The organism is Maribacter sp. UBA3344 (genome assembly GCF_002362375.1).
Classification (GTDB): domain Bacteria; phylum Bacteroidota; class Bacteroidia; order Flavobacteriales; family Flavobacteriaceae; genus Maribacter; species Maribacter dokdonensis.
In genome coordinates this window covers 35,573-49,114 of record NZ_DERI01000012.1, presented here as the reverse complement: position 1 = coordinate 49,114, position 13,542 = coordinate 35,573, and the positions used below count along the sequence as shown (strand labels likewise).

At 35.2% G+C, this 13,542-nt stretch carries 13 protein-coding genes; 5 read left to right on the top strand and 8 right to left on the bottom strand.

Annotation, left to right across the window (positions count from 1 at the left end; genetic code table 11):
- Positions 1-103: 103 nt before the first annotated feature.
- On the bottom strand, positions 104-1,708 hold the full coding sequence (gene bshC, locus B2Z27_RS09495) for a bacillithiol biosynthesis cysteine-adding enzyme BshC (protein ID WP_286813475.1): 1,605 nt from the start codon (positions 1,706-1,708) through the stop codon (positions 104-106).
- 173 nt (positions 1,709-1,881) lie between these two features.
- On the opposite strand from bshC, the gene B2Z27_RS09490 reads away from it, so the two are divergent.
- From B2Z27_RS09490 to B2Z27_RS09480, 3 genes are all read left to right on the top strand, one after another.
- Positions 1,882-4,335 (top strand): M14 family metallopeptidase, encoded by a 2,454-nt coding sequence (locus tag B2Z27_RS09490; protein WP_286813474.1) that lies wholly within the window; start codon positions 1,882-1,884, stop codon positions 4,333-4,335.
- 6 nt (positions 4,336-4,341) lie between these two features.
- Entirely contained in the window at positions 4,342-4,536 is a 195-nt protein-coding gene (locus tag B2Z27_RS09485) for a DUF4177 domain-containing protein (RefSeq protein WP_058105705.1), read from the top strand.
- 264 nt (positions 4,537-4,800) lie between these two features.
- Positions 4,801-5,409: a hypothetical protein gene (locus tag B2Z27_RS09480; RefSeq protein ID WP_286813473.1), complete on the top strand. Its 609-nt coding sequence runs from the start codon at positions 4,801-4,803 to the stop codon at positions 5,407-5,409.
- Positions 5,410-5,444: 35 nt separating this feature from the next.
- Here the strand turns inward: B2Z27_RS09480 and rimO are convergent, their stop codons facing one another.
- Positions 5,445-6,746, bottom strand: a complete 1,302-nt coding sequence (gene rimO / locus B2Z27_RS09475) for a 30S ribosomal protein S12 methylthiotransferase RimO (RefSeq protein ID WP_286813472.1) — start codon at positions 6,744-6,746, stop codon at positions 5,445-5,447.
- A gap of 117 nt (positions 6,747-6,863) precedes the next feature.
- Between rimO and B2Z27_RS09470 the strand changes: the two genes are divergently transcribed.
- Positions 6,864-7,985 (top strand): serine hydrolase domain-containing protein, encoded by a 1,122-nt coding sequence (locus B2Z27_RS09470; RefSeq protein ID WP_286813470.1) that lies wholly within the window; start codon positions 6,864-6,866, stop codon positions 7,983-7,985.
- An 88-nt stretch (positions 7,986-8,073) separates the two neighbouring features.
- Positions 8,074-8,676: a nitroreductase family protein gene (locus B2Z27_RS09465; protein ID WP_286813469.1), complete on the top strand. Its 603-nt coding sequence runs from the start codon at positions 8,074-8,076 to the stop codon at positions 8,674-8,676.
- 12 nt (positions 8,677-8,688) lie between these two features.
- Here the strand turns inward: B2Z27_RS09465 and B2Z27_RS09460 are convergent, their stop codons facing one another.
- The 6 genes from B2Z27_RS09460 to rpmG all read right to left on the bottom strand — a co-directional run bounded on the left by B2Z27_RS09460 (position 8,689) and on the right by rpmG (position 13,536).
- Entirely contained in the window at positions 8,689-9,534 is an 846-nt protein-coding gene (locus B2Z27_RS09460; RefSeq protein WP_286813468.1) for a metallophosphoesterase, read from the bottom strand.
- Positions 9,535-9,550: 16 nt separating this feature from the next.
- Positions 9,551-11,233: an amidase family protein gene (locus B2Z27_RS09455; protein WP_286813467.1), complete on the bottom strand. Its 1,683-nt coding sequence runs from the start codon at positions 11,231-11,233 to the stop codon at positions 9,551-9,553.
- A 4-nt stretch (positions 11,234-11,237) separates the two neighbouring features.
- Positions 11,238-12,062 carry a DUF2911 domain-containing protein gene (locus B2Z27_RS09450; RefSeq protein ID WP_286813466.1) on the bottom strand — a complete coding sequence of 275 codons (825 nt, stop codon included), beginning with the start codon at positions 12,060-12,062 and terminating at the stop codon, positions 11,238-11,240.
- A 59-nt stretch (positions 12,063-12,121) separates the two neighbouring features.
- Entirely contained in the window at positions 12,122-13,078 is a 957-nt protein-coding gene (gene ftsY / locus B2Z27_RS09445; protein ID WP_071340022.1) for a signal recognition particle-docking protein FtsY, read from the bottom strand.
- A gap of 86 nt (positions 13,079-13,164) precedes the next feature.
- Complete coding sequence (locus B2Z27_RS09440; protein WP_071340023.1) at positions 13,165-13,317, bottom strand: DUF4295 domain-containing protein; 153 nt, start codon at positions 13,315-13,317, stop codon at positions 13,165-13,167.
- 36 nt (positions 13,318-13,353) lie between these two features.
- A complete protein-coding gene (rpmG, locus tag B2Z27_RS09435) occupies positions 13,354-13,536 on the bottom strand; it encodes a 50S ribosomal protein L33 (RefSeq protein ID WP_058105695.1) in 183 nt (60 codons plus the stop codon).
- Between the last annotated feature and the right edge of the window lie 6 nt (positions 13,537-13,542).

Here is a 13,542-nt window from a genome sequence, read left to right as displayed (position 1 = left end):
CTTAAAAGTTAAATTCTAATACAATTATAATTGTTGTAATAGATATGAATAAAAAAATAGCAAGTACGTATATCTTATGTAGCGTTTTGCCTTTACCCATTATTTACTTTTGGGTGATGACCGTAAAATTTAAATTTAAAGGTTCTAACGCCTTAAATAGCATTGGTAACAATGCTTCACCATATGCTAAATAAAACTCCGAAAAATTTAATTGCCTTTCTTGTAAAGATTGATTCGGAAAAATTTCATTCTGCAGTTCGGTCATACGAACTACATGGTCTTTCAATTTTCTTTTTTGCGCTTGGAGCAACCTTTTTTCCAAGGCATCCAAGCCTTTTTTCTGTTTTACCTCTTGAGCCTTTACCGCGCCTAAAAACGACTTATCTGTTTTTTCTGCAAGCGCATACATTTCTTTAAATTGCTCTTCCAACAATTTTTTCTGTGGAGCAAAATCAATATCAATATTAGAAATTTCACGAATCTTTTTATTGATCAAGCTATTCTGGCTCAAGAATACATCTGACTTGGAAATATTCATTCGCTCTAATTTATCGGCTTGTTTCTCGGTAATGATCAAAGCTGAATTTCTGACCAATAAAATAGGAAACGTTACTTGCATGGCGTCAAATGAAGCCTTCAATTCTAACCAATATGCAATTTCTCCGCCGCCGCCTATATAACAAAGGTTGGGCAAAATCACCTCTTGGTATAAAGGCCTGGCAATAACATTGGGAGAAAATCTTTCTGGAAAATTTTCCATTTCACTCACCAATTCCTCTTTCGTGAAAGTTATGGCAGTATCATTAACTGCATATTTTCCCTTACTTTCCACTAGCCTTTCCCTAATACCATCTTTTAAATAGAAATAATTGATTTCACGTGGGTTTACTTGTACAGGGTAATCAGAAGATATTTGGGTAATTTCCTCTATAGTTTCAGATACTTTCTTAAAAGCTGTTTGCTCAAAAATATCTTTTTTCATGTATGGCACAAGCAATTTCTTTAACTCAACATCATCACCATCAACAATTACCAAACCGTAGTCTTTAAAAATTTTGTTCGCTAAAAAGCGAGTTGCATCGGTCAGGGTATCATGCTTTAAATAGGCACTTTCAAATAATTCTTTTAATACTTGGGCATTTTTACTATCACCAATAGTTTTAGAATAAAGGGCAAAAACCTCTTCCAATCCTTCCGTAGGCAAATGACCTACAGCTCCAGAAGCCTCTTTGTTCCACTGAAATTTTAGTCCTTTGAAATTAAAATAATTGATTTCATCGAAATCATGATCCTCAGTGGCCATCCAATAGATCGGTACAAAGTTTTGATCCGGAAATTCTTTTTTTAATTCTTTGGTAAGGTTTATGGTAGAAATAATCTTATAAAGAAAGTAAAGCGGACCTGTAAATAAATTCAACTGGTGGCCCGTAACTACCGTAAATGTATTTTTCTCCTTTAAAAGCTCAATATTAGCATTGGTTTGCTTAGAAACGTTGATTCCTTTATACTGTTCTATCAACGAGCTAAACAATACACTTCTTTGCGATTGGGTAAAATGTTTACCCTTTTCTTCTATTTGCCCTTTGAACCCATCTAAATTCGGAAAACGATTATACAATGGTTTAAGCTTAGTATCTGCGGTAACATAATCGCAAATTAATTTCGAAAAATAGCCCGTTTTTACTAAGGGCAAACAGTCAATATCCATATAAAAATTAAAATCTTGGTAAATATAAAACCCTTTCGTTTTACATTTCCTAAATATAAGTTAATTACCGGTACTGTTAAATACCTGTTTACTCGGTGAATTACAGATTAGATAAGGTACAATTTGCATTTATTTTAATAGATTTGGCTGACTCAGAACACAAACAAACCTATATGAAACTAACTTTACGCATTGCATTACTATTTATTCCGTTTTTAGGGCTAACTCAATTAAAATCGCCCTCAGAGTTTTTAGGCTACGAACTTGGCACTCAATTTACAAGACACCATGAGGTAGTAGATTACTATCAATATTTGGCAAAGGCTGAACCTAAACGCATGAAACTTATTGAATATGGCAAAACCAATGAACGAAGACCTTTGATATTGGCAACCATTTCTACTGAAGAAAATATGCAAAACCTAGATCAAATTAGGGAAGAGCATATGAAAGGTATACATGGAGAAGGTTCTCCGGACAAAGCTATTGTTTGGTTGAGCTACAATGTACATGGCAATGAAAGTGTTAGTACAGAAGCATCTATGCAAACCATTTACGACCTTTTCACAAGTAAGAAAGGATATTTGGAAAATATAGTTGTATTAATTGATCCATGTATTAATCCAGATGGACGAGATCGTTACGTAAACTGGTACAATCAATTTAAAAACTCGCCAAATCAAGTTGACCCTCAAAGCAAGGAGCATCATGAAAATTGGTGGAGCGGTAGAAGCAACCATTATATGTTTGACCTTAATAGAGACTGGGCATGGTTGACACAAGTTGAGAGTCAGCAGCGCCTAAAACAATTTAACCAATGGCTACCCCATGTTCATGTTGATTTTCATGAGCAAGGTGTTGACAACCCCTATTACTTTGCTCCTGCAGCTGAACCTTTTCATGAAGTTATTACAGATTTTCAAAGAGAATTTCAAGAAACCATTGGAAAGAATCATGCAAAATATTTTGATGCTAATGGATGGTTCTATTTTACTAAAGAAGTCTTTGATCTTTTATACCCAAGCTATGGCGATACTTACCCGACATATAATGGCGGAATTGGTATGACTTACGAACAAGGTGGTAGTGGACGTGCCGGACTTGGCATTATCACGGGTATTGGAGATACGCTTACCTTAAAAGATAGAATTGCACATCATCATACCACCGGCTTATCTACCGTTGAAGTGGCCTCAAAAAATATTACTAAACTGAATGATGAGTTCAAGAAATTTTACCGTGACAAAAATTTTAAATACAACACTTATGTGATGAACGGTAACCCCGATAAGATAGAGGCTTTAGCAGATTTATTGAGTAAACATGAAATTGAATTTCAAGCAGGTACCAATAGTACCTTTAAAGGTTACAGCTATGCCACCGGTAAATCTGGCTCAATTAAAAGTACTAATAAAAGTTTGGTCATTTCTACAAACCAACCAAAAAGCACCTTGGTAAAAGTACTGTTCGAGCCCACCGCAAAGTTAAGCGACTCGGTTACCTATGATATCACCGCATGGTCTTTACCCTATGCCTATGGTTTAGACGCGATAGCTTCAGAAACCAGTGTAGCTAAATCCGCACCTCTTCATAGTGGTACTGAATACGGTGTTTTAAAACCGGACAGTTATGCTTACTTAGCTGATTGGAACAGTATGAAAGATGCTCAGTTTCTAGCAGAATTATTGCGTAACAAAGTTCGAGTACGTTTTGCCCATAAGCCATTTACATTAGATGGTATTTCGCATGAAAGAGGCACATTGATTATTACTAAAAGTGACAATAAGCACCTTAAGAATTTCAATGATATCCTTATTTCAGCTTCAAAAAACAATGCAAAGAATGTCATTTCTACAAATACAGGTTTTGTTGAAAGCGGAAAAGATTTCGGCTCTGGTTATGTAGATGTAATTCAGAAATTAAATATCGCCGTTCTTTCTGGTGAGCCAACGTCAACTTTGCGTTTTGGTGAAATTTGGAACTTTTTTGAACAACAACTCAATTACCCAATTTCTGTATTGGGACATGATTATTTTGACCGTATTGACCTAAGCAATTATGATATTTTAATTTTACCTGACGGACGTGGGTATAATAGTTTTCTAAACTCATATAACAAGGAAAAAATAAAGGACTGGGTAAAACGTGGTGGAAAATTAATTGCCATGGGCGGTGCAATTGATGGAATTACCTCATCTGACAAAGATTTTAAATTATCTGTAAAAGAGATTGAAAAAGACTCATCCACTACAATAGGATCATTTGAAATTTCTGAAAGAGAACAAATAAAATCTGCTATTACCGGAGCAATTTTCAAGGCCACGGTAGATAACACAAATCCGTTAGCTTATGGTTACGATGACACTTATTTTACCCTTAAATTAGGTGCCCGTTCTTACAATTACCTAGAAAATGGCAGCGCAGTGTATTTGAGCGAAGGTAACAACGAACCTGTGTCCGGTTTTGCCGGTAGCGAAGCAAAGAAAAAAATTGCGGAAACTTTAATCTTCGGTACAGAAGAAATGGGGCGTGGTCAAGTTATTTATATGGTAGACAATCCCCTTTTTAGAGGCTTCTGGGAAAATGGTAAGCTGTTTTTTGCAAACGCCCTATTCATGGTTAAATAAAATATTATGAAACAATACAAAGTTGAAACACTTATTTATTATTCGAAACTTACGTTTGACAAATACCATATTGTAGATAATTCCAACAAAGAAATTCAAGAAAAATTAGATAGCTACGCAAAAGATGGTTGGCGTTTGGTTTCTACAGATGCATCTAATTTTGGTGCAGCTATGTATATCTACCTGTATTTTGAAAAATAATTTTGATTAACCAATATTCTTGATCAATTGGTAATTACCAATATCCCTTAAACAGTTTATCTCGTTTAAGGGATATTTTATTTGGTAAAGGAATTTGGCAAATCTTCCAACAAATCTGCATCTCATAATCAGATGATTAAACAGCAAATATCGAAATTATAGTTACGAACATGGTATTTATTTTTAAGCTGATTTTGGCTAAATGAGTTTCATGTAAAATGATCTATATTTAAACTCTATATAACACATAACCAAAATTTAAAAATGAAAAAATCTGTCATAACCAATGCCTTGTCATTGGTCTTTTTTGCTATTTACGCACAAGTATCTTCACAAGTAACCAATATCTCGGTAATAGATAGTTCAGCTACAATGAACACTCCTGTTTCCTTAGATAGCACAACAACAGAGCAACTACAAACAGTTGATAGTTTGGTCACTGTTGATCCACGCCTAAAATTTGGATGTGGCTTTGGACTCAATTTTTTAGGAGGCACCAATATTAGCTTGTCACCTAACTTAATATATAATGTAAGCGATAATTTTAGTTTAGGCGCGGGAGTTCAAGGAAGTTATAATTCCATTAAAAATGTTCAAAAAACTACAACCTTTGGTGCTAACGTTATTGGACAATACAATCTATCTAAAAAGTTAATGAGCTTGTTAGAGTTTGCCCAATTAAAAGTGAATACAAAACAAGAAACACCTACTGGTGAAATCAAAGATGATTTTTGGGAATCCGCATTATTTGTTGGCGCAGGCTACAACATTAATAATAAAATCTCTATTGGTGCCAAATTTAATGTGCTATATGATGATGACGAAAGTGTTTATTCTAGCCCAATAATCCCATTTGTAAACATCACTTTTTAGGTAAAAAAAATCCCAATTCTAGTTGGGATTTTTTTTTAAACAGGCTCTCCGTATAAATCAAAATCTGCGGCCTCTGTAATTTTCACATTTACAAATTCTCCCTGTTTCACATAATGTTTAGTAGCATCAATCAACACTTCATTATCCACATCCGGTGAATCAAACTCAGTTCTTCCGATAAAGTAATTTCCTTCTTTACGATCAATTATGCATCTAAATGTTTCACCTACTTTATGTTGATTCAATTCCCAAGAAATTTGAGATTGTATTTCCATGATGATATTTGCACGTTCTTGCTTTACTTCATCAGGCACATCATCAACCAAACTATAGGCATGTGTATTTTCTTCATGGCTATATGTAAAACACCCCAAACGCTCAAAACGCATGGCAATTACCCAGTTTTTAAGAATTTCAAAATCTTCTTCGGTTTCCCCTGGATACCCTACAATTAAGGTGGTCCTAATGGTCATTTCAGGTACCGCCGCCCTAAATTCTTTTAACAACTTGGTCGTTTTAGCCTCAGTAGTACCACGACGCATACTTTTTAAAATACTATCCGATATATGTTGTAATGGGATATCTAAATAGTTACATACTTTTGGTTCCCTATTCATTACATCAAGTACATCCATTGGAAAACCTGCCGGAAATGCATAATGCAAACGTATCCATTCAATACCTTCAACTTTCACTAATGCCTCTAATAATTCGGCAAGATTTCTTTTCTTATAAAGGTCAAGACCGTAGTAAGTTAAATCTTGAGCTATCAAAATAAGTTCTTTTACCCCTTTGCCGGCAAGTTTTTCAGCTTCTGTCACCAATTCTTCAATTGGTGTACTTTTATGTTTACCACGCATTAATGGAATAGCGCAAAATGAACAAGGTCTATCACAACCTTCGGCTATTTTCAAATAAGCATAGTTTTTTGGTGTAGTGGTCAGACGCTCACCTATTAACTCATGCTTATAATCTGCTCCTAGCGCTTTTAATAACCCTGGCAATTCACTAGTGCCAAAATACTCATCTACATTTGGTATCTCTTTTTGCAAATCTGGCTTATAGCGTTCACTTAAGCAACCGGTTACAAAAACTTTATCAACCGCACCTTCTTCTTTCTTTTGAACATATTCCAAAATGGTATTAACACTCTCTTCTTTGGCATTAGCAATAAAGCCGCATGTGTTAATTACTACGATGTTCCCTTCTTCTTCATGCACAACTTCTTTGTCGTTAGCCTTTAATTGGCCCATGAGTACTTCAGAATCATAAACATTTTTTGAACAACCTAGCGTTACTACGTTGATTTTGTTCTTCTTAAGAGATTTTGTCCTCATAATTTTAATTGGGGTGCAAAAATACGATTTGGGTATTTAAAAACGTTAGATATGGACAAATTTACTTGTAATCTTTAGTTGATTACGGTTTATTAACACCCAAAACTTAAATTTAAAATGAAATTCTCCCAATATTTCAGCCTAATTGCCCTACTATCTGTTTTTGTTTCATGTTCAAGTGATTCTGAACCATCAACTGAAACAGAAAAAAGTGGAACGCCACCTGCTGTAACACCAGTACCTACCGAAACATATTTTCCACCTATTTCCAGAACAAACGAATGGGAAACCCTTTCTATGGAAACATTAGGATGGAATGAAAATGAAGTCAGTAACTTATACTTCTTTTTAGAAAATAACAATACAGATGCTTTCATTATAATAAAGGACGGAAGAATTGTCATAGAAAAATATTTTGGTGATTTTAAATCTGACGACAATCATGCATGGAATTCCGCTGGAAAAAATTTAACCGCAATGTTAACAGGTATTGCCCAAGAAGAAGGTTTCTTAAATATACTGGAACCCACATCTACCTATTTAGGTGAGGGATGGACAAATATGCCCTTAAATCAAGAACAGAATATTACTATTAAGAACCAATTGACAATGACAACCGGTCTAGATTATACGGTTGAAGATATTTTCTGTACTGACCCAGAATGCTTAAACTTTTTAAATGACCCAAATACATTTTGGTACTACCATAACGGACCGTATACTTTGTTAGATGATGTAATTGCTAACGCTACAGAAAGAGATTTGAATGCCTATTTCTCCGAAAAAATCAAAGAACCTATTGGCATGCAAGGTTTGTTCCTTAAAATAGGATATAACAACGTATTTTTCAGTACTGCAAGAAGTATGGCCCGCTTCGGAATTTTAAACCTTAACCAAGGTAATTGGGATGGCACCTCTATTCTTTCCGATCAAGAATATTTTAATGCCATGACTAATTCGTCACAAAACCACAACCTTGCTTACGGCTACCTCTATTGGTTAAACGGTAAAAGCAGCTTTAGACTACCAAGTTCAGAAGATGAATTTACAGGTAGCTTAATACCTAATGCTCCAGACGACCTTATCGCAGGACTTGGCTTAAACGATCAAAAGTTATATATGGTACCAAGCTTAGATATGGTTATAGTACGTATGGGCGGAGCTAGCAATGAAGAACTTTTAGGACCTTCTAGTTTTGACAACGAATTATGGGAATTGATAAATGCAGTAATTGAGTAATACTATAATTTTTACTCTTTTAGCCACAACTTGTCATCTAATTTAGACATAGCAGATAAGTATGCTTATTTTTGTATAAAATTACAAGATGGATTTTAGAAGCATAGCGGAGCAAAGATATACGACTAAAAAGTTTGATGCGACCAAAACTATTCCCAAAGAAAAAATTGAGGATTTAAAACATATCCTAAAGTTGAGTCCTTCCTCTATCAATAGTCAACCATGGTTATTTTCTTTTGTATCTCATAAAGAGACAAAAAATGCTCTGGCAGATGCATCTTTCTTTAATGCTCCTAAAATAAAAAATGCGAGTCACCTTGTTATTTTTAGTGTTCAAGAAAATCTAGAGGAATTTGAACGACACGTTGAAGAAAATTTACCGGAAGGAGCTGTTAATTTCTACAAACAATTTGTAAAAGAGCAACCAAAGGAAAAGACAGTTAATTGGCTTACCCATCAAGTATATATAACATTAGGTTTCTTTTTGGCAGCCTGTGCAGCTATGGAAATAGACTCTACACCCATGGAAGGTATTGAATCAGAAAAATACAAGGATATTCTAAAACTCAAAGATCATAAAGTTTTATTTTCGGTTGCAATAGGTTATCGAGACACCTTAGATGGCAATCAACCTAATATAGTAGGAAAGTCAAGACTACCAGTTGAAACCGTAATACAAACTATTGATTAGCTACAGGATACCCTAAACTTCTTTTGTAAGCTCAAAAACCGTAATCTCCGGTCTTACATTTAAGCGTACTTGGCGAAGACATCCTATGGCACTGTTTATATAAAGCGTTTTTCCTTCTCCCAATTTTTTAATACCTGCATCGTAATTTTTATTTTTTACAGGAAGTAATGGAGCGGGTAAAAATGGTGGTTTTACTTGCCCACCGTGGGTATGACCAGATAATATCCACCCCTTAAAATTGTTCCAAACAGGTAAATCGCATACATCAGGATTGTGACATAAAGTGATATTCGCCATATCAGGTCTATATTTAGCGGTAGCTTTTAAAGGATAGAAATTACTTCCCCAAAAATCATCCATTCCCAAAAAATTGAGTCCGTCTATTTCAATAGCATCATTTCTCAACATGGTGACGCCTACTGCCCTTAAACTTTCAGTGATGGTCTTTGCCACAGGTTCTTCGACAAAGTCGATACCATAATCATGATTACCTAGAATACCTATAGTACCTAAAGTACCCTTTACCACATATTGTAGCACCTCATTCAACTGATCGATCTGTTCATTATTTTCATAGGTTACATAATCTCCAGTATAGACTACAAAATCAGGATTCAATTTTTGTGCTTCCCGAAACGAATCTATGATATATTGATAGTCGAACGAATTACCGATATGTATATCACTAATCTGCATCAGTGTTTTACCTACAAGGGCATCAGGTAAGTTTTTTAATGGCATTTTTAAATGAACATATTTCAGCCAAAAAGGCTCTATTTGCCAACTATATAAACCGACCAACAACCCTAATCCCGCTCCCCATCGAAAAGTGTTCTTTATAAATCCCCTTCTTTTCATGACACCTAAAACAATATTAATTTCTGTAGTCTTTAGGCATCATCCTGATAGGAAATTTTTCTTCATATGCTTTACCAATTCTAAGCAATTTGGCTTCAGTGAATTGTTTGCCTATAAAAGTTAGACTAATTGGTTCTCCAGATGGTTTATAACCCATAGGCACTGTAAGCGCCGGATATTTTGCAACAGCGGCATAACCTGCATGATAATTATTAATAGAAAGTATTGCATCTAACCTATTCTTATCCATAGCTGAATTAAAAAACGTTCGTCCATTTTTTTCTAAATTCAGTTTTATTTCCTCTAATTCTGAGCTAGTTGTGGTATCTGAAACTATGCCATTAAATAGTGCTTGACCATAAGGGATTCTTACTAAAGAATCATTATTATTGAATGCTACTGCATCTTCAATAGATTTTATCTTCACTAAGTTAGGATCCGTATAATTTATTAAATAAGAGGGTAAATCATTTCGCATGTCAATATTTAGTATACTTAAGAATCCGTCCAAACTTACTTCCGGAGGTACTATTTCTATAATTGTAGCACCTTCATTTTTTAATTTATCTATAGTTTTTCTATAGATACTATCAGATTCCATTAGCTCTTTAATGGCTCCTAACCTAATTTCATTTAGAGGTTCAGGATTGAGACCTGCGGATAAAATGCCCGGATAGTTATCTTCCACAGATGCGCTATCCACCTCATCAAAACCCAACATAGCCGATAATAAAATAGCATTGTCCTTTACATTTTTGGTCATAGGACCGGGAGTGTCCAAAGTACTGGATATAGGAACTATTCCTGATCTACCTAATAAACCTATGGTTGGTTTTAAGCCCACAACCGAATTTTGACTACTAGGTGACAATATAGACCCTGATGTCTCTGTACCAACGGCCGCTACTGCATAGTTTGCCGCAACTGCAGTTCCACTACCAGAACTGGAACCGCCTGTTTCAAATATTCTACGACCATAGGGGTTCAAAGTTTGACCACCATATGCGCTATACCCTACCGGGCAACCTGAACATAAAAAATAAGCCCATTCGCTTAAATTTACCTTACCCAAAATTAAAGCACCATTCTTTTTAAGTTGCCGTACTATAAATGAATCTTCCGTTTTATTGTCCATAAGAGCAATTGAACCGGCCGTTGTTTTCATTCCTACGGTATTAATATTATCCTTTAACAATATGGGCATGCCATAGATTGGATGTTGTATTTGGGTGGCTACTCCCTTTTCATTTTGCTCGTCCAACTCGCGAGCCTGCTGAACCACATCTTCATTAAGAGCAATTACGGTATTTAACGTTGTGGTATTATCCAATTCATATTTATAAATACGGTATAAATAAAACAGGACCAAGTTCTCATAAGTTAATCTCCCTTCTTTGATATGATTTCGAATTACAAAAATATCTTGCTCCAAAATCATAGGTAGCAGTAGTTTGTATTCTTCTTCCGTCAGGTTAGAAACCTCTTTATATAGCGGCCTGAACACTGCATTTTTATCAAGCACTTTAGATTGAATCAATTTGTACCGCATACGAGTATTATCATGATCGGCATTACCAGCTACTTCTAATGAATCGTCATAGGGAGTCCAAAGAACAATTTCATGCCTTTCTTTTGTATCCTGTTCAGTTTTACAGGCACCCAAAAAAATGATGACCATTAACAAAAGAAGTTTTTTCATATTCTTATTTTTTAATTATGCTAAGCGCTTTCCAATGTGCAATATTATCTTGATTGAGGCGAACAAATTCATCTTTCCCCTCCTTCTCCGCCAATTTCATAGAAATTTTTGCTGCTGTGATTGCTTCATCAAACATTTTTAGATCAGCCAATATTAATGAGCGTACTCTATGAAAATAATAAGTATCGCCACCTAATTCAATAGCCCTTTCAACATACTCTTTTGCCTCATTTGTATATATATTTTGCTCCTGATAATATCTAGCAATTTCATAATACGTTTGGGCACTAGGAGCATTTGAAAGTTTATCCGCTATTTGCACTTTCATGATAGCCTTGGTATCAAAATGAATGGGTATAGATATTTGTGTTGTTCCCCAATTCCAATTCATCAATGTTCCGTTGTGATTGATATCATCGAATGAAATCAGAAAACTTTCTTGAAAATCCTTCACTTCGGTTGGCAATAATGCAATACGTAGTACATCTTCATTGGGGTCGTAATTCTTTCTACCATCTCCCCAATGCGTTAGATTTTTATGGAATACGATTTCCCATTTGTTTTCATTTGGAAATGCATAAAGGGCATAAGTACCCTTTTCCAAAGAATTATCACCGATTATTACGTTGGTACTAAACGTAATTTTAGTTGACTCATTTGCCCCTACCCGCCAAATACGTCCATAAGGCACTAAGCCTGGCGCTCCATTAGGTTGATTACCAAATAATGTACGACCCTTGGCAGATGGCCGCGAATACTCTACAGTAATTTTTGAGAGCCCTACTTCTTGCTCAATCCTGGCGAAGGGACTAGCTTTTGGGTGTTTCATTTGCCCCCAGCTCAGATTACATAATAAAAGAGGAAAAATGAACCAGCCGTATCTCAATTTTAAATCTTAAAGAATGAATCTACAAATTCGTACTTATTAAATGCCTGTAAATCCTCAATACCTTCACCCACTCCAATATATTTTACAGGAATCTTAAATTGATCAGAAATTCCGATGACCACACCACCTTTTGCAGTGCCATCTAATTTGGTAATGGCCAATGCCGTTACTTCTGTGGCCTTCGTAAACTGCTTAGCCTGTTCAAACGCATTTTGACCTGTAGAACCATCAAGGACCAACAAGACTTCATGCGGTGTATCTTCTACAACTTTTTGCATAACGCGTTTTACCTTGGTCAACTCGTTCATTAAATTTACCTTGTTATGTAAACGCCCAGCGGTATCGATAATTACTACATCTGCATCTTGAGTAACTGCAGAACTAAGTGTATCAAAAGCTACGGATGCAGGGTCACTGCCCATTTGTTGTTTTACTATAGGAACATCTACACGATCTGCCCAAACTTGCAATTGATCAATAGCTGCTGCCCTAAACGTATCTGCCGCACCTAATACAACTTTTAATCCTTGGTTTTTAAATCTATGTGCTAATTTACCAATGGTGGTTGTTTTACCAACCCCGTTGACACCTACTACCATAATTACATATGGCTTTTTATCTTTGGGAATTTGTATATCAGAAATGTCACCGTCATTGGTTTCGGACAAAAGTGCTGCAATCTCACTTCTTAAAATTGAATTCAGCTCGTCTGTACCCACATATTTATCACGTGCTACCCTAGCTTCAATTCTTTCAATAATCTTTAAAGTTGTGTCTACCCCTACATCTGAAGACACTAATACTTCTTCAAGATTATCCAATACATCATCATCTACTTTTGACTTACCGGCAACCGCTTTACCTAATTTAGAAAAAAAGCTGGTTTTCGTTTTTTCCAAACCTTTATCCAAGGTTTCTTTTTTCTGGGAAGAAAATATTTTTTTAAATAAGCTCATTGTTCATCATATGGTTATTCAAATATAAAAATTAAAAAGCCCCTTTCGTAGGAAAGGGGCTCAATAACTACTAAAAGTTATAATTCTTATTTCTTGGCGATCCAAGCATCTACCAATTCTGGTGGCATTACTTGCTCAACAAAAACGTAAGCACCTGATTTTGGTGACTTAACCATTTTTATAGCCTTTGTCAATCTTTTAGAACTTGTCTGTAAACTTGCTACGGTCTTCTTAGCCATGACTTATAATTTTTTGTGATTTCCTAAAATGAAAATCTATTTAATTTCTTTATGAACGGTCATTCTCTTAAGAATAGGATTGAATTTTTTAATTTCCAATCTCTCAGGAGTATTTTTCTTGTTCTTTGTAGTAATATATCTTGAAGTACCTGGTTGACCAGATTCTTTGTGCTCAGTGCACTCTAATATAACTTGTATTCTATTGCCTTTCTTTGCCATCTTAAC

Excerpts from the sequence above, each read along its gene's own strand:
- bshC (WP_286813475.1), bottom strand. The coding sequence starts at position 1,708 with ATGGATATTGACTGTTTGCCCTTAGTAAAAACGGGCTATTTTTCGAAA.
- B2Z27_RS09490 (WP_286813474.1), top strand. The coding sequence starts at position 1,882 with ATGAAACTAACTTTACGCATTGCATTACTATTTATTCCGTTTTTAGGG.
- B2Z27_RS09485 (WP_058105705.1), top strand. The coding sequence starts at position 4,342 with ATGAAACAATACAAAGTTGAAACACTTATTTATTATTCGAAACTTACG.
- B2Z27_RS09480 (WP_286813473.1), top strand. The coding sequence starts at position 4,801 with ATGAAAAAATCTGTCATAACCAATGCCTTGTCATTGGTCTTTTTTGCT.
- rimO (WP_286813472.1), bottom strand. The coding sequence starts at position 6,746 with ATGAGGACAAAATCTCTTAAGAAGAACAAAATCAACGTAGTAACGCTA.
- B2Z27_RS09470 (WP_286813470.1), top strand. The coding sequence starts at position 6,864 with ATGAAATTCTCCCAATATTTCAGCCTAATTGCCCTACTATCTGTTTTT.
- B2Z27_RS09465 (WP_286813469.1), top strand. The coding sequence starts at position 8,074 with ATGGATTTTAGAAGCATAGCGGAGCAAAGATATACGACTAAAAAGTTT.
- B2Z27_RS09460 (WP_286813468.1), bottom strand. The coding sequence starts at position 9,534 with ATGAAAAGAAGGGGATTTATAAAGAACACTTTTCGATGGGGAGCGGGA.
- B2Z27_RS09455 (WP_286813467.1), bottom strand. The coding sequence starts at position 11,233 with ATGAAAAAACTTCTTTTGTTAATGGTCATCATTTTTTTGGGTGCCTGT.
- B2Z27_RS09450 (WP_286813466.1), bottom strand. The coding sequence starts at position 12,062 with ATGAAACACCCAAAAGCTAGTCCCTTCGCCAGGATTGAGCAAGAAGTA.
- ftsY (WP_071340022.1), bottom strand. The coding sequence starts at position 13,078 with ATGAGCTTATTTAAAAAAATATTTTCTTCCCAGAAAAAAGAAACCTTG.
- B2Z27_RS09440 (WP_071340023.1), bottom strand. The coding sequence starts at position 13,317 with ATGGCTAAGAAGACCGTAGCAAGTTTACAGACAAGTTCTAAAAGATTG.
- rpmG (WP_058105695.1), bottom strand. The coding sequence starts at position 13,536 with ATGGCAAAGAAAGGCAATAGAATACAAGTTATATTAGAGTGCACTGAG.